The sequence below is a fragment of the Mesorhizobium sp. 01N446 genome (assembly GCF_056399285.1).
This window is the reverse complement of sequence record NZ_JBFTRA010000009.1, coordinates 99182-117992: the sequence shown is the minus strand read 5'-3', so window position 1 is coordinate 117992 and position 18811 is coordinate 99182. Positions and strand designations below refer to the sequence as shown.

The following is an 18811-nucleotide window of genomic DNA, read 5'->3' as shown; positions in this document are numbered from 1 at the left end:
TTGCGGGCGCCTGCCGTGACGGGCAGACATCGACCACTCGCGGGATCGCATCGCGGGCATGCCCGGGGACGAACAATGCCCGATACAGCCAACCATATCGCCTTCGCGCTGGTCTGCCTCGGCATGGTGCTGACGCCCGGCCCGAACATGATCTACCTGATCTCGCGTTCCCTGTCGCAAGGGCCGAAGGCCGGACTGATCTCGCTTGGCGGGGTCGCGGTCGGCTTCCTGTTCTATGTGCTGTCGGCGGCGTTCGGCATCACCGCGCTGCTGCTCGCCGTCCCCTATGCCTATGAGGTGCTGCGCTTTGCCGGCGTGCTCTATCTCTTGTGGCTGGCCTGGCAAGCGGTGAAGCCGGGCGGACGTTCGCCGTTCCAGGTGCGCGACCTGCCGAAAGACAGGCCGCGCAAGCTGTTCGCCATGGGCCTGATGACCAATCTGCTCAACCCCAAGGTGGCCGTTCTCTATCTGTCGCTGCTGCCGCAATTCATCAGCATCGGCAAAGGCCACGTCCTGTCGCAGCTGCTGGTTCTGGGCGCGACGCAGATTTCGATCAGCCTGACCGTCAATGCCATCATAGCGGTGACGGCCGGATCGATCGCCACCTTCCTTGCCGGACGGCCATTGTGGCTGGTCATCCAGCGCTGGATGATGGGAGGCGTGCTTACGGCGCTGGCGCTGAAAATGGCGACAGACGCGCAACGCTGATAGCCAGGCGCCAGGCTTCGTTTTCAGCCGCTGAAGGCTTTTTTCAAAAAGGCACGAACGTCGCTTACAGACTGATCGGCCGCAGCCGCGTTGTACTCCACCCGATGGCCATATTCCTCCCTGCCGGCCTTCAATCCCGGAGAGGCAAATGCGTGACGAGCGCCTTTGAAGACCTCAAGCTGCACGGCGCTGCCCTTGCCGCCGTGCTCAGCCACCATCGCCTGGCATTTCTGGGCGGGGGTCCAATCGTCTAGTTCGCCGATCAGGATCAAGGTCGGAACCGCCATGTCGCCGTTGGCAGCCGAACAATTCGGATAGTAGGCAATCGCAGCCTTGAACTTGCGCTCCATAAGCTGCTCGGCGCCGCCGGCCTGCACGGCCTCGAGCGTTGTTGTTCCGCCGGCGGAGGAGCCCGACAAAGCTATGCGCCGCGGATCGACAAAACTTAACTTCGACAGAAACTCCAGAGCGCCATAGGCGTCATAGACACGATCAGCCAGCAGGCCGCGATGATCGCACGTCTCGCGAATGCCTCGCGCTGAAGCTGTCGACAAACAGGGCAACGTAACCCCAGGAAGACAGCCGCTCGGACCAGCTTTTCCGGACGCTTGGGAACAGGCCCGTACATCCATGGAGAACGACGACGGCCGGGAAAGGCCCCTCACCCGGCGGCCGTGTCAGATATCCGATCAATGGCGTGCCCGGTCGAGCTTTGAGCACTTGCCCGCTTTGTTGCGCGATGCGGGCCTGAAATGGCGTTGGCAGCACCGCCGCACTTTCAAATTGCACCTGCTGGCTGCCATCTGCGCGCGCGACATTGAGGTGGCCTGCGATACCAAGGCAGGCCAGCCAAACAATTCTTTTCAATAGTTCCAGCGCCTTGCGTGCCATCGGCAGACTCCTACCATTTGGCCGCCGGCGGCGGCCAACACCTCCAGGGCTTTGCCGGGCGTTACAGACTTGCTCCGCATTTGGGGGAACTATGTCTCCCTACATAGGCCGGCGGACCGGCCGGATCTGTGCCGGCTCGACCACCTTGCGGTAGAGGTGCCAGGTGGCATGGCCCAGGATCGGCATAACCACGGCCAGCCCGGCAAACAACGGGATCGAACCGATCACCAGAAGCACGGCAACCAGCAGGCCCCACAGCGCCATCTGCAGCGGGTTCGCCATCACCGCCCGGGCCGAGGTTTCGATCGCCGAGACGGCACCGACATCACGGTCAAGCAGCAGCGGGAAGGCGATCACCGTTGTGGCCAGAACCACCACGGCAAAGACAAAGCCGGCCGCATTGCCAAGCAGGATCAAGGTCCAGCCCTTGCCGGTCGTCAGCAGGTCGCGGACAAAGGCGCCGATCGAGGCCGGCGGCTGGTCGCCGAACAGGCTGGTATAGATCGATTGCGCGGTGAACAGCCATAACAGGAACAGCGCAAACAGCATGACACCGATGACCGCGATCGACGGCAATGCCGGGGATCGGCGCACGTCCAGTGCATGGCGCCAATTCGTGTTCATGCCGAGCTCGCGCCGGCGGCTGATTTCGTAGAGCCCGATCGCGGCAAAAGGCCCAACCAGGGCAAAGCCCGACATCAGCGGATAGACGAGCTGAATGGCGTTGGAACCCGAACTCCACTGGGTAAGGATCAGGCCGACGACCGGATAGATTAAACACAGGAACACGTAGTGGGAGGGTTTTGCCCAGAAATCCTCGGCGCCGAGCTTGAGCGCGTCCCAAAGGTCCGCCGTGGTGATACGGCGCACCGCGGGCTGCACATGCATCCCATAGGCGTCCGCCATGACATGAAAGCCGGCCATAACCATCCTCCCGTGTGTCGGGGCGGTCACCGCCGTGATGGCCGCCCGCAGCTGCCACTAGTAGATGTGGCAGCATAGCCGATTTGCCAGGGGTTGTCGCCGAATCGATGATCCTGCTCGGGTCCTCACGGGATTGTCATCGCCCTGCCGGCAAAAGCCGGCCGCGCGGAATCTACCCCGGCGCGTTGAAGACCGCCTCGATGTGGTGGCCGTCCGGATCGATGACGAAGGCGGCATAGTAATGCGGACCATAGTCAGGCCGCGGGCCCGGGGCGCCGTTGTCACTGCCGCCATGCGCAAGGGCGGCTGCATGAAATTGCGCAACGCTCTGGCGATCCGGGGCGGCAAAGGCCAGATGAAAACCCGGACCAGGCGGCCGCTGGCCTTTCGGGCGAAGTTTAAGCGCCAGCTTGTCGCCGCCACCGGCAATCCCGTAGCCCACCGCCTGGTCGGGCTCGCCGGGCCTGAGATCATCCCAGACCCTGACATAGCCGAGCGGCGCCAGCACGGCATCGTAGAAGGCCGCCGCGCGCTCGATGTTGGCGACGCCGAAGGAGATGTGGTGCAGCATGTCTTGGAAAATCCTTGTCCCTCGCTGGCATTGACCGCTTTCGTTTGTGCGGCAGCCAATGCTCCGCTCAGTTCACAGAACGTGATCGCTAGCCAGCCGGCCAAACATCCGGAAATCATGGTAGCCGCCCTTGAACCAGGCCTTCTGCCGCAGCGTGCCCTCGTAGCGGAAACCCGCCTTCTCCAGCACACGGTCGGATCCGGGATTGCCTGGCAGGGTCCAGGCCTCGATGCGGTTCAGGCCGAAAAACTGGTGGCCACAAACGGCCACGGCAGCAGCCGCTTCGCTCATCAGGCCCTTGCCCCAGAAATCCGGATGCAGTTCGTAGCCGATCTCGCCGCATTTCGATTTCTTGACGAACCAATTGAAGCGGATCGCGCCGGCCAACGTCCTGGATTCGCGATCCTCGATCATCCAGGCGCACCCTTTCCCGGTGGGGTAGGCCTTTCGCATCCAACGCATCGTCCGCTCGGCAACCGACTTGCCCGGCGCATCGGGCCAGTTCGAAAACCGGATGACTTCAGGGATCGACAGGATGCCGCCGAACGCGGCGGTATCCTCCGGGGTCGGAGCACGCAGCAGCAGGCGCGGCGTGGAGAGTGTCGGAAAGGCACGGTCGTTCTCTGGCATCGGAGTCTCGCATCGCAAGGAACCGTCCGGGCCGCGATGACCGGAAGGGGTGCTTCAAGACTACGCGATGCGATCGGCGAAGGCCAAGACACCCGTTTTTCAAGCAATTTTCTCCGCTTGCCCGTCAAAAGCCATGATCGCGACTATTCAGGCAGGAATGACCAATATCATCCACGCCCCTGTCGAACCGCGCCAGACCAGGCGCGCCTTGCTGATCGGCCTTGCAGCCATGGCCATGCTTTCCGCCTGCAGCACCGTCTCTGTGCCGACGGGCGAAGGCGCAGGCGTGTCTTCTTCCGCCACAGCTACCCTCGCGGGCTTTCGCGCCACTGCCGGGCTCGGCCCGCTGACGCCGGACACCCAGCTCGAGCAAGCGGCGCTCCAGCAGGCCGGCTACATGGCCTCGCGGGAGCGCATGAGCCACACGACAGGCTGGGGCAAGGACTTCGCCTCGCGCATGAAGGACAATGGCGTGCGCGGCGCCGCGGCCGAGAACATCGCCGAAGGCCGCTTCGACCAGCAGAAACTGTTCGACATCTGGATGCATTCGCAGGGCCACCGGCGCAACATACTGGATCCGGATTTCAGCCGCTTCGGGCTCGCCTATGTCCGTGACGGGCGCGACCCCAACCTGCGCTACTGGTCGCTGGTGCTCGGCAGATAAGCTTCATTTTCCCGTTTCATGCATGGGCGGCATGCATTACTTCGTCGTCGCCTTGAATTTTCCCATCAGATAGGGGCCGGAGCGCACCGGTGCGTATTTCGGCGCCTCGCCAGCGGCAAGGCAGGCGTCCAGCACGTCGATCTCGGCGTCCCAGTTCGGCTGATGGAAGAAGGCCATGGACTGCCGCCGGTCCTTGCCGCCCTGTTCCGCGGGTGGATTGACAACGCGATGCACGGTGGAGACCCAGCGGTCGTTGGTCCAGCGTGCCATCAGGTCGCCGATATTGATGACGAAGGCTCCCGGGATCGGCGGCACCTCGGTCCATCCTCCATCCGGCGTGATGATCTCCAGGCCGCGTGACCCGGCCTGCGGCAAAAGGATGGTCAAGCTGCCATAGTCGGTGTGCGCGCCGGCACGTATCTGGCCTGGCTTCGGCGCGACGTGCTGTTCGGGATAGTTAAGCGCCCTGAGCGCACTGATCGGCGCGTCGAGATAGCTGTCGAAGTGATTTTCAGGCAGGCCGAGCGCGGTGGCGAAGACACGCATGATGCGCAGCGCCAGATCCTCGAGCGCGGCATAATAGGCTTTCCAGGCGTCGACGAATCCGTCCGGCTCTTCAGGCCAGATGGTTTCGGCATAGCAGAAGGCCAGCGCTTCTGGATCGGACATGCCTTGCGGCACCCTAAGTGGTCCGCCGTTGAAGCTCTCCTTGAGGTCTGGCGGCGTGTCGACGTTGCGGGATTTGGCCAGCGCCTCGAGTTCGGGGCCGAGATAACCGTAGGGATAGCCCTTGTAGGGCGCCTTCGAGCGCTGCTTCTCATCCGGCGGCAGATCGAAGAAGGCCCGCGCCTTCGACCACGCCGTCTCGATCACCGCCTGCGGAATACCGTGATTGGTCACAGCCAGAAACCCGGTGGCGCGGCAGATGCGGTCGACCTCGGCGCCAAGCGCCTTCTTCTCCCGTCCGCCGGCGTTTTCGAAACGCTTGAGGTCGAATACCGGAAACGTCTGATTTTGCATGGTGCGTGCGTCCAGCCTTGTCGATTGCGGAACGATGCAAGCCGCTTGCGCGATGGGCTAGGACCAACGGACGCGGCAGCCCTAGTCCATATTGACGGCAGGCGTACCGCCGGCCGTCTGCCTAGTCCATATGCGCGGCAGGTGCGCCTCCGGCGGCCGGACGAGCCTTTGGCTTGCGCAGCAGGAAGACGAACGGGATGGCGGCCAGCGTCATCATCATCAGGATTTTGAAGTCGTTGACGTAAGAGATCATCATTGCCTGGAGATTGACCATGCGATCGACCACCGACAGCGCCATCGGATCGCCGCCCGCGGCCGCTGGCGAGACCGCCCAGAGATTGGGATTGAACGGATTGATGAAGGCCGAAAGCTCGGCGTGGTTGATCTGCGTGTTGCGCACCAGAAGCACCGTCACGACCGAGACGCCGATCGACGAGCCAAGATTGCGCACCAGGCTGAACAACGAGGTTGCGTCGGTGCGGAAGCGCGCGTCAAGCGTGGCGAAGGCGACCGTCGACAGCGGCACGAACACCATTCCCATGCCCAGGCCCTGGATCACACCGGAGCTGAGGATCAGCCAGTTGTCCATCTGCGGCGTGAAGCTCGCCATTGTGTAAAGCGACTGCGCGGTCAGCAGAAAGCCGATGACGACGAGAATTCTGGCGTCGATCTTGTTCATGAGCCGCCCGACGACGAGCATCGAAATCATCGTGCCGATACCGCGTGGACCTATGACGATACCGATGGTGACGGTCGGATAGCCGAAAATGGTCGACAGCATCGGCGGCAGCAGCGACATCGAGGCCAGGATCAGCACCCCCATGATGAAGATGAACGCCAGGCCGGTCACGAAGTTGCGGTCGAGGAATATCTTGGGGTCGATAAAGGGATGTTCCGCCGTCACTGTGTGAATGATGAACACCCAGAAACCGGTGATGGCCAGGCCGAGTTCGATCCATATCTCGACCGAGGAAAACCAGTCGACCTCGCCGCCGCGATCCAGCATCAGCTGCAGTGCGCCGACCCCGAGCGATATCATGGCAAAGCCGAAGAAATCGAAACTGCGCACCCGCCGGGCAACGGCCGGCAGATAGGCCGCCATGCCAAGGAAGGCGACGATGCCGACCGGCAGGTTGATGAAGAACACCCAGCGCCAGTTGAAATTGTCGGTCAGCCAGCCACCCAGCGTCGGGCCCAGGATCGGTCCAAGCATGATGCCGGCGCCCCAGATGGCCATGGCCTGGCCGTGACGCTCCTTGGGGTTGATGTCGAGCAGGAAGGTCTGCGACAGCGGCACGATGGCGGCGCCGAACACGCCTTGCATCAGCCGGAACAGCACAATGGTTTCAAGGCTCCATGCCAGGCCGCACAGCATGGAGAAGACGGTGAAGCCGACCACGGTCGTGAGGAACAATTCCTTGCGGCCGAAGCGGTCGGCGAGCCAGCCGGTGACCGGCGTCATGATGGCGGCGGCGACGATGTAGGAGGTGAGCACCCAGTTGATGTTGTCGGGAGAGGCGCCGAGATCGCCTGTCATGGTCGGCAGCGCGACGTTGGCGATGGTGGTGTCGAGCGCCTGCATGACCGTCGCCAGCATGAGCGCGACCGTGATCAGGCCGCGATGCGGCACTTCTCGAAATGGCTCTGGCGTGCTCATGATGCGGAACTTCCAGCCGGTAACAAAAACGTGTACACAGGGGTTTCCGGGCGGCAACGCCTTCCGTTGAGAGACCTTCATCGCGGTGGGACGCGACTATCGATGTGGGGGTTACATCGACCGAAAGTCTCTGATGAGCGGATGCCTGCCGCCCGGAAACATGAGGACCGAAGGGTCCGTGTCGAAGATTTCAGATTTCAGCCAGGCCGCGACACGGCTTGAGCCAAACGCTGATCCTTCTCACTTCTCCCCTCAGACCAATCTTGGCTGTCCGCTTCCACCCGTCTCACCGCGGCGGGCTTCCGCCGACCTTACTGCGCGACCTCGCCAGCCGTGGCGTGGCCGAATATTGCGGGAAAGCCGCGGGCAACGCCGGTATCGACGGTGACCGAGGCGCTCATGCCGGTCCGCAGCGCCATCCTGGCGTCGGGATCGGTCAGTTCCAGGCGCACCGGAATGCGTTGCGTGACCTTGACCCAGTTGCCGGTGGCGTTCTGGGCGGGCAGCAGCGAGAATTCAGCACCCGTTCCCGCACCGATCGCCTTGACCGTCGCCTCGAAGGTCTTGCCCGGATAGGTATCGACGACGATCTCGGCCTTCTGGCCCGGCTTCATGTTGGTGAGCTGGGTTTCCTTGAAATTGGCATCGATCCAGGTGTCGTTGGTCTCGACCAGCGAAAACAGCGGCGTGCCGGAACCGACGAACTGGCCGACCTTGAAGGACGAGGCCTGGGAGACGACGCCATCGGCGGGGGCCTTCACCGTGGTCCGCGCCAGGTCGTAGGCGGCCTTGTCGCGCGCGGCGAGTGCCGCCATCACCGTCGGATGCTTGTCGGTTTCGATGTCGGGGTTGCCGCCGAGCGCGGCCTTGGCGCTGATGATGCCCTGCTGGGCGACGGCGACCTGCTGCTTTGCCTTGTCGAGGTCGTTGCGAGCCTCATCCAGCGACGATTTGGCGTTGATGCCCTTCTGCGCGAGATCGGCGGCGCGGTCATATTGCGACTGCGCGTAGTCGACCTCGCTGCCGGCGGACTTCTCCTGAGCCATCGACTGGCTGTAGGCGGCGCGCAGCTGCTCGACATTGAGGCGCGCGGCGGCAACCGCTGCGTCGGCCTGGGCAAGCGCGATCCGGTAAGGCTCGGGATCGATGGTGAACAGAAGGTCGCCCTGCTTGACCATTTGATGGTCCGATATGGCGACCTGGACGATGCGGCCGGCCGTGTCCGAGGCGATCGACACCTTGGCCTGCTGCAGGTTGGCGTTCTCCGTCTCCTGGTAGCGTCCGCCGGTCACCCAGACGTAGCCGCCACCGATGACCAGCGCCGTCGGCACGACAAGCATCAGGAAGAAGCGGCCCGTGCGGCGCTTCTTCTTCGGCGCCAGGACCGGCTCCACGGGAGGAGCGACCGCGACAGGAGCGGCAGCCGGCTGGGCCGGCGCTTCCATCTCCACCTTGGCGGCATTTTCGTCGACTTTGGCTACCGCGTTCATGCTGCTGCGCCTTTCGTAGGCTCGACTTTTTCCGAGATATCGCCGTCGGCGAGATTCTGCGCCATCGCATCGAGCGCCCTGATCAGCACGCGCCGATCCTCCGGCGAAACGCCGACAAGCGATTCTTCATAGACTTCACCGGCCAGACTCTTGACCTCGGCATAGGCGGCGCTCGCCTTGGCGGTCGGGAAGATCATGCGCACGCGACGGTCGGCGGCGTCGGCGCGGCGCTCGATCCAGCCGCCCTCCTCCATCCGGTCGACGAGACGCGAGACACTGATCGGCTCGATTTCGAGCAATTCCGCGAGCCGGGCCTGGGTAACGCCCTCTTCCTTGGCGACGCGCACCATAAGGCGCCATTGCGCCGACGACAGGCCGAGCCCGCTGGCGCGCGTTTCGAAACGCTTGCGCATCAGCCGCTGCACGTCGTGGATCAGAAATCCCAGTCTGTCTATGCCATCAGAAACCATGAGCGATACATATAATAAGCGTGCTTACTATTCAAGATGCCACGTCGCGATGAGAGCCGGCAAATGTGCAAGACGGTCGTGCAACGCCATCTTGGTTAGCGATTGGTGAATGCCCTTGCCTCCGAAGGACAGCCGGACAGGTGGAGCGCGCCGTTTCACAGGCGGTTTCGCACGACCAGCGTGACGACGAAGAAGGCGCCGAGCGAACTGGTGATGATGCCGATCGGCAGTTCCTGCGGCGGCAGCAGGGTTCGCGCCAGAAGGTCGCTTGCCAGCAACAGCACCGCGCCGAACAGCGCGCAGCTGGCGATCAGGCGCAGATGCAAGGGACCGGCCAGCGGCCGCGACAGATGCGGTATCATCAGCCCGACAAAGCCGATGACGCCGGCGACCGAGACGAGGATCGCCGTCGAGAAGGCAGCGACGAGAAACGTCGTCCTGCGCATGCGCGCCACCGGCACGCCGAGGCTTTCGGCGGCACTTTCACCGGCCAGGAAGGCGTCCAGCCGGCGGTGGTTCCAGAGCCCGTAGGCCGCGATCGTGCCGGCGCCCAAGGCGCCCAGCCAGACATTGTCCCAGCGCGCCAGACCGAGCCCGCCCATCGTCCAGAACAGCACCGAATGGGCGGCGCGCTGGTCTCCGGCAAAGACCAGATAGTTGGTCAAGGCGGTGAACAGGAAGGAGACTGCAAGGCCGGCGAGGATCAGCCGTTCCGGCCCCTGCCCCCTGACCCGCGCCACAAGCAGCAGGACGATGCAGGCGGCCAATATGCCGCCGGTGAAGGCGGCTACTGGCAAGGTCCAGATCCCAAAGCTGTCGCCGAAGACGGTGATGACGGAAACAGCGCCGGCGGCAGCCCCCGACGACAGGCCGAACAGGAAGGGATCGGCGAGATCGTTGCGGGTCACGGTCTGCAGCAATGCGCCTGTTATGCCGAGGCCGCCGCCGACACACACCGCCAGGATCGTACGCGGCAGCCTGAGGTCGACGACGATCTTGCCGACCGGGCCAGACACCTGGTGTTCGTTCAAGCCGACGGCATGGCCAAGCGAGGCGATGACGTCGCTCAGCGGGATCAGCGTCGAACCATAAGCGATCGACAGCAGCACGAGGGCGACGACCGCCACCGTGCCCGCCACCATGGCCAGCGCGAATGCCTTGTGCCCTGAAAGCGCACCGGGCCCGGGGGCAAGAAGCATCAGAACGCTTCCGGATGCATCGCCTTGGCGATCTTGCCGATCGCCTCGATGTTGGCGGGCCCGGGCGTCAGTTCGGCGTAGCGCAGCGCCACGAAGCGCTCGTTCTTGACCGCGTCGGTCTCTTTCATCGCCGGATGGGCCTTCAGGAAATCGAGCAGTTTCTTGTAGCCGCCGCCATCCTGGTAATCGAGCAGGATGAGGAATTGCGGGTTGCGCGACGCCACGGTTTCCCAGTCGGTGTTGCCCCAGCTGGTATCCATGTCGGCCATGATGTTGTCGCCGCCGGCCGCCGTGATCATGGCGCTCGGAATGGCGAATTTTCCGGCGGTGAACGGCTTGTCCTCGCCGGAATCATAGAGGAACACGCGCGTCCCCTTGGCATTGCCGACCTTGGCGGTGATATCGGCCAATTGCGCCTTCCAGCCGGAGACGAGCCTCTCCGCGTCCGCCTCCTTGCCAAAAATCTTGCCGAGCTTTTCAACGTCGCCATAGAGCAGGTCCATGGAGGCGGCCGGGCGGTTCTTGTCGAGATGGACACAGCTTTCGCTCAGCACCAGCGTCCTGATGCCGTGCGGGGCGAGCGTGTCGGGCGTCACGTCACCGCCGGGCTTCATGCCATAGTACCAGCCGGCAAAGAAGAAATCGGGCTCGACGGCGACGAGATTCTCGATCGTCGGGTATTTGGGCGCGAGTTCCGGGATGGCGCCTTGCTCGGCCTTGAATTCGGGACCGACCTTGTACCATCCGGTGATGCCGGTCAGGCCGACGATCGACGGCTGCAGCTTCAGCGCGAAGGCCATCTCGGCCATGTTGAGATCATGGATGACGGCTCGCTTGGGCGGCGCGTCGAAGGTCAGCGGCTTGCCGCAGCTGTCGACGGTGACCGGGAAGGCGAAGGCCGTCGAGGCCAGCAGCGAGAAGACGAGCGACAGTGCAAGACGTTTCACGGATTTTGCTCCTAGGTTGAACTGTGTCGGAAGAAGGGATGGGTTTCGATCAAGAAGGCGGCGCGGCGCGGTTCGGAACATCGAAGACCGTCAGTTCGCGGTCCTCGGTTGGATGGCGCAGGCGAAACACGTCGACGCCGAAAATCTCGTGGATCAGTTTCTGGGTCAGCGCCTCGCGGGGTGCTGCCAGCGCATGCAGCCGCGCTTCGTGCATCACCGCGACCCGGGTAGCGAAGGGCGTCACCAGAGCCAGATCGTGCAGCACCGCGATCACCGTCATGCCGAAGCCGGCCACGAGTTCGAGCAGCTCGGCACGGGCGCGCGGGTCGAGATGGTTGGTCGGCTCGTCGAGGAACAACACTTTCGGTTGCTGCGCGATGGCGCGCGCCAGCTGGGCGCGCTGGCGTTCGCCGCCCGACAGCGAGCCGATCGTGCGGCCAAGCAGCGGCAACAGGCCGGTCCGGCGCAGCGCGTCGACGACGATGTCGCGCTCCTCGCTCCTGCGTCTGCGGCCCGCATGCGGGACGCGGCCGAGTTCGACATAGTCGATCACCGCCAGCCGCGGGTCCGGCTGGTCGGTCTGGCCGACGACGGCGATGTGCAGCGCGCGCTCGGCGGTCGAGATCCTGTCCATCCGGCGCCCGCCAAGCTTCACCTCGCCGGAACTTGGCCTGAGCATGCCGGACAGCATGCGCAGCAGCGTCGTCTTGCCGGCGCCGTTGGGGCCGATGATGGCGAGGCGATCACCTGATGCTACCGACAGGCTGACCGCCTGGACCAGATCCCAGCCATTCGCCGTCGCGCTCAAATCGCGGGCTTCCAGAAGCGGCATTGTCATCGGCTGCCACCCGCGCACTTGCCCGGTCCGGGGATGCGGGCCAGCGTCTTGCCGGCCAGTCGCGGCGGGCGTTGTCCGGAATTGCACCAGCCGTCGGCGAGCGAGGCATAAAGCCTGGCAAATCGCACGAGATCGCCGGCATCGGCCTCGGCGTCGATGGAGCCGAAGAGATAGGAAGCCTTGCCTGGAGCCTGGAAGGCCACCGTGAGCGGCCGCGCGCAGCCCGCCATGCATTCGACGCCTTCGACCGTGAAGCTATGCGCCACGGCGGGCTCATGGTGGGCTGTGAGCCGGGACCGCAAATCGGCACACAGGCCTTCGCCCGACCTGATCCCGGTCGGGATGTCGCGGCAAAGCGTGCACACGATGATGCGATGATCGATGGCGCCGTCCAACGTTCCGTCACTTTCCAAAACTGGCGACGGAAGGATGTTGGCGAGCCGGCCGACAAGACCGACGTCCACGTCTCCTCCCGGCACACCCCGTCCGGTCAACTCAGTGATGGCAGGTCTCCTGGCTCGCGGGTCTCAGCGCAATCCTGCCTTCCCAGCCTTGCCGGCCAGTGGCATGTCGGATCTTGCTCACCGCTTACAGTTGCGGGGGCAGCCACGGCATCAACCTTTTGCGGGTCTCACCGTGTTCCCTTTTCACCCCTCGCCTTTCGACTCGGGGACCATCACCACGCCATCGTAGATTCCCGCCGATCGCGCCGCAACGGTTTTTGGTCCGATCTCGAATGCGCCGGCAAAATCATCTGATTTGTTATAACGTTACATACACAGTCAGGCAACGATGTCAATCAGGGCCGCTACATAGAAGCGCTTTGGATCTTTGTTTTCGATGCTGAGCGACATGCACTAGCCAAGGGCGAGTCTGACGCCTTCGGCGAGATGCTCCGCATCGGCCTTGTTCTCGAACGGAACGCCGCGCAGCGCATAGTCGATCGGTAAAAACGGATCGCCCTCCTCGATGAGGACGATCTGCCGCCGCGCCTTCTCCATGTCGCCCATCTGCGCATAGCAGGCCGCCAGCCTTGTGCGGATCCACGGCGCCGGGCGCGTCGCCAGCTCCAGCGCTTCCGCCGCCTGCCGGTATTCCCCCATCATATAGAGCGCGAGTGCCCGGTCGAACTGGTACCAGTGCGGGTGCAAGGGATCGATGCGGATGCCGCGCGCCAGCCAGTCGAGCGCCTCGAGCGGCCGGCCGCGCATGGTCAGCAGCATGCCCATCTGCCCGATGCTGTCGGCATCGTAGGGGTTGAGCTGCAGCGCGATGCGCAAATGATGTTCCGCCGCTTCGTGGTCGCGCATATAGAGGCGGATCAGCGACTGCACGCGGTGACCGGTCGGCTGGTCCGGCGACAGAGCGAGGCCCTTGTCGGCAAGGTCGCGCGCATTTTCCAACACCGCATCGCTGGCACGTCCGAACTCTCCGTCCAAAGCCCGCACCAGGGCAAGATAGGTATAGGCCAGGCCGTAGTTCGGGTCCTTGGCGATGGCCGCCTCGAACAGGATTTCCGCGCTGCGCTGGTCGGTCTGTGCGGGATCGCGCAACATCGCAAAGCCACGCAGCAGAAGCTCGTAGGCGGCAAGGCTGGTTATCGGCTTGCGTGAGGCCTGTTCCAGCCCGGCATTGGCGACCCTCGTGACCAACCGGCTGACGATCTGCTCGACGATCTGACGCTCGATCGCGAACAGGCCATCGCCCTGCGACTGGTAGCGGTCGCCCCAGAGCTGGCTGGCGGTGGCGATGTCGATGAGGCTGACGGCCACGACGACATGCTCGCCCTGCCGGCGCAGCGAGCCCTCAACCAGATAGTCGGCACCGATACGGGCACGGATCTGCGGCCACTCGGCGCGGCCATAGGAGCCGAAAGAAAAACTTGAGTTGCGCGCCAGCACGGTGACCGTGCCGAAGCGAGCGACGCCGTTGATGAGATCCTCGGCGAAACCGTCGACCATGGCCTCGTCGACCGGGTCCCCGCTCTCGTTGCGGAAGCGCACCACCGCCACGATCGGCTGGGCGCCGATCTTCGGCGCGGCTTCCATCCCGGCCGCCAGCATATAGCCGCGCTTGGAGACCGTGCGCACCATCTCGCCGCCCAACACCTTGCGGATTTCGCGCACCGACTGCGTCAGCGAATCCTCGGTGACATAGACGCCCGGCCAGACGGCATCCATCAGCTCCGACTTCGGCACGACCCGGCCCATGTTGCGGGCAAGGTGCGAGAGCAGCGCATAGGCCTTGGGGCGCAGGAACAGCGGCTCGTTGACGTCACGCAGCGTGCCCATGGCAAGGTCGAGTGTGAACCCGCCAAACCGGAACACCTGGTCGGCAACCGCGGCAGTCATCGGGACACCCCTTCCCCGGGCATGGGATCATGCCGCATCAATTCCCACGTCGACGCGGCACGGACACATGCATTATTGCCCAATGCGCAATTTCGATCAAACTGGCCGTCGACACGGTCAGTAATGTCGGCGCGCCAATGCGAGGAACCATGAACCCGACCGAGAAAGCGCTGTGGTTTGTCGAAAGCCATCTGCCGGAGGCGATCTCGCTGGACGACGTCGCGGCAAGCAGCGGCGTGTCGCGCTTTCATGTGACGCGCGCCTTCGGCGCCGCCACCGGCCGCTCCGTCATGGGCTATATGCGCGCGCGGCGCTTGAGCGAGGCGGCGCGCAGGCTGGCCGAAGGGGCGCCCGACATCCTCTCGGTTGCGCTCGAGGCCGGCTACAACTCGCATGAGGCCTTCACCCGGGCTTTCCGCGACCAGTTCGGCACCACGCCGGAGCTGGTGCGCGCGCAAGGCTCGACCAACACGCTCGACCTCGTGGAGCCTATCCTGATGGACCAGTCCTTTCTCACCAACCTCGAGCCGCCGCGCTTCGAGACCAGCCGGCCGTTCCTGATCGCGGGGCTGGGCGAACGCTACAGTTGCGAAACCAGCGCCGCCATTCCGATGCAGTGGCAGCGCTTTGGCCCGTATATCGGCAACATTCCGGGCGAGACCGGCGACGTCGCCTATGGCGTCTGCGTCAACGGCGACGATGCCGGCAATTTCGACTACATCGCCGGCGTCGAGGTCTCAGACTTTTCCGACCTTCCCCGAGAGTTCAGCCGCGTTCGGGTACCCGCGCAGAAATATGCGGTGTTTTCGCATCGCGAGCACATCTCGACCATCCGCCGCACGGTCAACACGATCTGGAACAAATGGCTGCCGGCCTCAGGGCACGAAATAGCGGACGCGCCGGAATTCGAACGCTACGGCCCGGAGTTCGATCCGCGAAGCGGCAATGGCGGGCTGGAGATCTGGATACCGGTCAAGGGTTAATCGGCACTACAATTTCAAATCCCAGGTCTGACCGACCAGATCCTTGCCGAAGGAATGGTGGCGCTCTTCATCGATCAGCCTGAAGCCGGCCGCCTGGTAGATGCGACGGGCCGAGCCCAGTATGTCGTTGGTCCAAAGCGTCAGCGTCTTGTAACCCTTGGCTCGCGCGAAGGCGATGCATTCGTCGACAAGGCGCGCGCCGATGCCAAGGCCGCGGGCCGAAGGCTCGACATAAAGCAACCTGAGCTTCGCCACCTCGGGCGACTTGCGCACGACGAAGACCGAACCGACAACCTCGCCATCGCGCTCGGCGATCCAGCTGCACTCCCATTTCGGGTCGAAGGATTTAACGAACTCGCTGAGGATTTCGGCGACCAGTGCCTCGTAGGTTTCGTCCCAGCCATAATCCTGCGCGTAGAGCATCCCCTGTCGGCGGGTGATCCAGCCGATGTCGCCGATCTGCAGCGGCCGCAGCAGATAAGGGATTTTCGGCTCGGCGCTTTCGTCGAGCAGTGCCTGGACCGTGCGCATGGACTTCACGAGCCGGTCCTGCTCGGATGTAGGCAGCCGATCGAGCAGCGCCGCGACCTGATCGTGAGAATCCTTGTTGAGCGGCGCGAAGGCATTCCTGCCCGCCGGCGTCAGCGCGATCGAGGATTGCCTGGCGTCCGAAACCAGAGTCGACCTGGAGATCAGGTCATCACGTTCGAACTTCTTCAACAAACGGCTGACATAGCCGGCGTCGAGACCGAGATCGCGCCCGAGGTCGGTCGCTGTCAGGCCGTCGCGGTGCGCCAGCTCGTAAAGCACGCGCGCCTCGGTCAGCGAGAAGGCGCTTTTCAGCAACCCTTCGTCAAGCAGGCCGATCTGGCGGGTGTAGAAGCGATTGAACGCCCGCACCGCATCGATCAGATGCTTGTTGGGCGCTTCGTTGCCGGGCTGATGGTGAATCGTCATGGGTATCTCCTGCCTTTCACAGGATCATCCATTTACTTGACGGAGTCAACTATGTGACTCGATCACATCATCGGCAACACCGGCCAGCGATCAACGATCCTGCCCTGGGAAAGCACCGCGATCGGCCCGAATTGCTGCAGCACGGCCTCGCTCTGTGTCGGCCGCAGGAACGCGTAATCGCCGGGCCTGGCGACGGCATCGGCGGGCAGACCCATGAATTGCTGGTTGGAAGACAGGCCGAGCAAGCCGTCCGTCTTCATGCCCAGGGGAAAGACAGGCTCGGCCATCCATTTGCCGCCATAGAGATAGCAGCCCTTGCGTGGGAACCGGCCAAGCGCCTGCAGCAGGCGAGAAACGGCCGGCGGGCCCGGCAGCATCGGTTCGACCACCTTCAGGATCGGCGTCGCGATGAAGGCGGCTGGCTTGAAACCATCGAGGCCCGCTGTGTCGAAATCGCTGGGCAGCACGAAAGCCGAACCCATCGACACTTCATTGGCGGCACCACCGTGATGCAGCAGCGCGGTCTTGCTGCCGCCAATGTTCAGGATGCGGCGTTGGTCCGGGCCGAGGCACGCGACGAAAGCGGCGGCCCGCTCCGAAGCCTGCGCTAGTGCCTTGGCCGGGCCGCCGAACAGGCCTGGAATGTGCGGCGCATGCGCCTCATAGGCCATGACGCCTTCGCAGCGCAGCCCTTTATGAGCCGGCAGCGCGCGCAACGCTTTCGACAGGGCCCCGGGGCTGGCGAAGCCGCCGCGATGCAGCCCGACATCGATCTCGAAGGCGATGCGCAGCTGGCTATCGAGTTCGGCAGCGAGAATGCCGTATTCCGCCAGTCTTTCGTCGCTGTCGATCAGCCAGCAGACGCGCGACCAGTCGGCGTCACCCTTCACCAGTGCCGCCCTTGCCGCGCTGACCGGCATCGGCTTGCCGTAAAGCAGATCCGCATTTGGAAACGCCTTCAGCACCGCCTCACTGATCGGCGGATGGAAGGTCATGAAGCGACCGGTTCCGAGCGCCTTGCCGATATGTGCAAGCAGCGGCAGGCAAGCGAGCGACTTGTCGACCAGTCGCACGGCAAGGTTCGGGTCAAGCCTGGTTTTGACCAGAGCAATGTTGGCGTCCAGCCGGTCGAGGTCGAGTAGCAGACAGGGCTGGAGGATACCGGCTTGCTTCAGTGCATCCGAGAGCGAGGAAAAATAGGCGCTCATGGTTCGATGCCGAACAGTCCAGCCATGTAGGGCGAGACGAAGCGGTTTTGCGGATCGATGTCGCGGCGCACCGCCATCGCATCGTCCCAGCGCGGATAGAGCTTCTTGAAGTCCGCCGCTTTCAGGCTGTGCATCTTGCCCCAATGCGGCCTGCCGCCATATCTGCGCAAGATCGGCTCGGCGGCTCGCATGAAGGGCAGCGGATCGCTCGCTGCGTCATGGTGGATGGCGATCGAGCAGCTTGGCCTGTTGTAGAAGGGCGAGAGCCAGAACTGGTCGGGCGCGACGCTGCGCACTTCCATTGGAAAATAGACTTCCGGAAAGCGCTTTTCGGTCAGCTCGATGATTTCGGCCAATGCCTTCGGCCCTTCCTCGAAGGGAAGGTGATATTCCATCTCGTTGAATTTGGTCTGGCGGTCGCTGGCATAGACGTTGAGCCAATCCTGCACATAGTCCTCGGACGGCACTTTGGCGACCGCGCCGAGGATCAGCCGGCGGCGCAGCGACGGCAGCCAGGCAAGCCCGGTGCGCAAGCGGCGCAGCGTGCGCAACGAGCCCTCGTCATCCTCGGTCGGGCGAGCGGTGGTCGCCTCGGTGCTGAAATCGCTGGCGATGAACTGCGCATAACCGGAAAACGGAATGTAGTAGAATTCGGCAGAGCGGTGCGCGGTCATCATCTTCTCGAAGTCGCGCAGCATGTCGGCGATCGGCAGCACCCATTTGCGGCGGCGCAACCGATAGGTCGCGATGTTGTTCAGCGTCACCTCGCTCAGGATACCGAAGGCACCGAGCGCTACGCCGATGGCGTGGATCGTGTCCTGGTCCCCTGCCCTGGTGAAGTCGCGGACCTTGCCAAGCCCGTCAACGATCTGCACCGTCTCCAATTGCGTGTGATAGGCGCCGAGCGTCGGTCCCGAACCGTGGGTGGCGGTTCCCAGCGCGCCGCCGATCGCCTGGCGGTCAATGTCGCCCATATTGGGCAGGCCCTGGCCGATGCCTTGCAGGATGTGCATGAGCGAACCAAGCCGCGTCCCTGCCCGCACGCGCGCCCGATGCTTTTGCGCGTCATGCGAGACAAGCCCCTCAACCCTGTCCAGGGACAGGATCGTGCCTTGCGACTTCACCAGCGGTGTGAAGGAATGGCCAGCGCCGACCACGCGGATGGGGCCCGGCGCGGTGCGAACCAGATCGCCGATCTCGCCGGCATCGGCGGGGCTGGCGATCAGCCGGGGCTCAGCGGTGACATAGCCGGACCAGTTGCTCCAGTTGGACATGTTACCTCCCGTCAGGCTCTTTGTTGGAC

At 63.8% G+C, this 18811-nt stretch carries 20 protein-coding genes and 1 riboswitch; of the genes, 4 read left to right on the top strand and 16 right to left on the bottom strand.

The annotated features are described in order from the left end of the window. Window positions 1–75 precede the first annotated feature (75 nt). Window positions 76–708, top strand: a complete 633-nt coding sequence (locus AC1DPX_RS28180) for a LysE family translocator (protein ID WP_202354894.1) — start codon at window positions 76–78, stop codon at window positions 706–708. 23 nt (window positions 709–731) lie between these two features. On the opposite strand, the gene AC1DPX_RS28175 is transcribed toward AC1DPX_RS28180, so the two are convergent. Beyond that, the gene (locus AC1DPX_RS28175) at window positions 732–1340 is read right to left on the bottom strand and encodes a dienelactone hydrolase family protein (RefSeq protein WP_477240712.1); all 609 of its coding nucleotides are present in this window, start codon (window positions 1338–1340) and stop codon (window positions 732–734) included. On the opposite strand from AC1DPX_RS28175, the gene AC1DPX_RS28170 reads away from it, so the two are divergent. Continuing rightward, window positions 1339–1578: a hypothetical protein gene (locus AC1DPX_RS28170; RefSeq protein WP_477240710.1), complete on the top strand. Its 240-nt coding sequence runs from the start codon at window positions 1339–1341 to the stop codon at window positions 1576–1578. The genes AC1DPX_RS28175 and AC1DPX_RS28170 overlap by 2 nt on opposite strands. A gap of 120 nt (window positions 1579–1698) precedes the next feature. Here AC1DPX_RS28170 and AC1DPX_RS28165 read toward each other — a convergent pair whose 3' ends face one another. From AC1DPX_RS28165 to AC1DPX_RS28155, 3 genes are all read right to left on the bottom strand, one after another. Further along, window positions 1699–2523: a DUF2189 domain-containing protein gene (locus tag AC1DPX_RS28165; RefSeq protein WP_202354896.1), complete on the bottom strand. Its 825-nt coding sequence runs from the start codon at window positions 2521–2523 to the stop codon at window positions 1699–1701. Window positions 2524–2695: 172 nt separating this feature from the next. Beyond that, the gene (locus tag AC1DPX_RS28160) at window positions 2696–3094 is read right to left on the bottom strand and encodes a VOC family protein (protein WP_477240708.1); all 399 of its coding nucleotides are present in this window, start codon (window positions 3092–3094) and stop codon (window positions 2696–2698) included. Between the two features lie 72 nt (window positions 3095–3166). Next, window positions 3167–3724, bottom strand: a complete 558-nt coding sequence (locus AC1DPX_RS28155; protein WP_202354898.1) for a GNAT family N-acetyltransferase — start codon at window positions 3722–3724, stop codon at window positions 3167–3169. Between the two features lie 157 nt (window positions 3725–3881). Between AC1DPX_RS28155 and AC1DPX_RS28150 the strand changes: the two genes are divergently transcribed. Next, on the top strand, window positions 3882–4388 hold the full coding sequence (locus tag AC1DPX_RS28150) for a CAP domain-containing protein (protein WP_477240706.1): 507 nt from the start codon (window positions 3882–3884) through the stop codon (window positions 4386–4388). Between the two features lie 36 nt (window positions 4389–4424). Here AC1DPX_RS28150 and AC1DPX_RS28145 read toward each other — a convergent pair whose 3' ends face one another. From AC1DPX_RS28145 to AC1DPX_RS28105, 9 genes are all read right to left on the bottom strand, one after another. After that, the gene (locus AC1DPX_RS28145) at window positions 4425–5408 is read right to left on the bottom strand and encodes an isopenicillin N synthase family dioxygenase (RefSeq protein ID WP_477240704.1); all 984 of its coding nucleotides are present in this window, start codon (window positions 5406–5408) and stop codon (window positions 4425–4427) included. Window positions 5409–5529: 121 nt separating this feature from the next. After that, window positions 5530–7065 carry a DHA2 family efflux MFS transporter permease subunit gene (locus AC1DPX_RS28140; protein ID WP_202354901.1) on the bottom strand — a complete coding sequence of 512 codons (1536 nt, stop codon included), beginning with the start codon at window positions 7063–7065 and terminating at the stop codon, window positions 5530–5532. A 311-nt stretch (window positions 7066–7376) separates the two neighbouring features. After that, entirely contained in the window at window positions 7377–8555 is a 1179-nt protein-coding gene (locus AC1DPX_RS28135) for an HlyD family secretion protein (RefSeq protein WP_477240702.1), read from the bottom strand. Continuing rightward, complete coding sequence (locus tag AC1DPX_RS28130; RefSeq protein WP_202354903.1) at window positions 8552–9025, bottom strand: MarR family winged helix-turn-helix transcriptional regulator; 474 nt, start codon at window positions 9023–9025, stop codon at window positions 8552–8554. The genes AC1DPX_RS28135 and AC1DPX_RS28130 overlap by 4 nt, the downstream gene beginning before the upstream one ends. Window positions 9026–9180: 155 nt before the next feature. Further along, on the bottom strand, window positions 9181–10224 hold the full coding sequence (locus tag AC1DPX_RS28125) for a FecCD family ABC transporter permease (RefSeq protein WP_477240700.1): 1044 nt from the start codon (window positions 10222–10224) through the stop codon (window positions 9181–9183). Next, window positions 10224–11171 carry an ABC transporter substrate-binding protein gene (locus AC1DPX_RS28120; RefSeq protein ID WP_477240698.1) on the bottom strand — a complete coding sequence of 316 codons (948 nt, stop codon included), beginning with the start codon at window positions 11169–11171 and terminating at the stop codon, window positions 10224–10226. The genes AC1DPX_RS28125 and AC1DPX_RS28120 overlap by 1 nt, the downstream gene beginning before the upstream one ends. Before the next feature lie 49 nt (window positions 11172–11220). Then, on the bottom strand, window positions 11221–12009 hold the full coding sequence (locus AC1DPX_RS28115; RefSeq protein ID WP_477240696.1) for an ABC transporter ATP-binding protein: 789 nt from the start codon (window positions 12007–12009) through the stop codon (window positions 11221–11223). Then, a complete protein-coding gene (locus AC1DPX_RS28110; RefSeq protein WP_477240694.1) occupies window positions 12006–12473 on the bottom strand; it encodes a DUF1636 family protein in 468 nt (155 codons plus the stop codon). Before AC1DPX_RS28110 ends, AC1DPX_RS28115 begins: the two co-directional genes overlap by 4 nt. Before the next feature lie 22 nt (window positions 12474–12495). Beyond that, window positions 12496–12702: riboswitch (cobalamin riboswitch) on the bottom strand. Window positions 12703–12866: 164 nt separating this feature from the next. Further along, complete coding sequence (locus tag AC1DPX_RS28105) at window positions 12867–14360, bottom strand: winged helix-turn-helix domain-containing tetratricopeptide repeat protein (RefSeq protein ID WP_477240692.1); 1494 nt, start codon at window positions 14358–14360, stop codon at window positions 12867–12869. Between the two features lie 149 nt (window positions 14361–14509). Between AC1DPX_RS28105 and AC1DPX_RS28100 the strand changes: the two genes are divergently transcribed. Then, the gene (locus tag AC1DPX_RS28100; RefSeq protein WP_202354908.1) at window positions 14510–15343 is read left to right on the top strand and encodes an AraC family transcriptional regulator; all 834 of its coding nucleotides are present in this window, start codon (window positions 14510–14512) and stop codon (window positions 15341–15343) included. Window positions 15344–15349: 6 nt separating this feature from the next. Here AC1DPX_RS28100 and AC1DPX_RS28095 read toward each other — a convergent pair whose 3' ends face one another. The 3 genes from AC1DPX_RS28095 to AC1DPX_RS28085 all read right to left on the bottom strand — a co-directional run bounded on the left by AC1DPX_RS28095 (window position 15350) and on the right by AC1DPX_RS28085 (window position 18782). After that, a complete protein-coding gene (locus AC1DPX_RS28095; protein WP_477240690.1) occupies window positions 15350–16300 on the bottom strand; it encodes a bifunctional helix-turn-helix transcriptional regulator/GNAT family N-acetyltransferase in 951 nt (316 codons plus the stop codon). A 62-nt stretch (window positions 16301–16362) separates the two neighbouring features. Then, entirely contained in the window at window positions 16363–17508 is a 1146-nt protein-coding gene (locus tag AC1DPX_RS28090; protein WP_477240688.1) for an alanine racemase, read from the bottom strand. Next, window positions 17505–18782 carry a D-arabinono-1,4-lactone oxidase gene (locus AC1DPX_RS28085; RefSeq protein WP_202354911.1) on the bottom strand — a complete coding sequence of 426 codons (1278 nt, stop codon included), beginning with the start codon at window positions 18780–18782 and terminating at the stop codon, window positions 17505–17507. Before AC1DPX_RS28085 ends, AC1DPX_RS28090 begins: the two co-directional genes overlap by 4 nt. Window positions 18783–18811 lie beyond the last annotated feature (29 nt).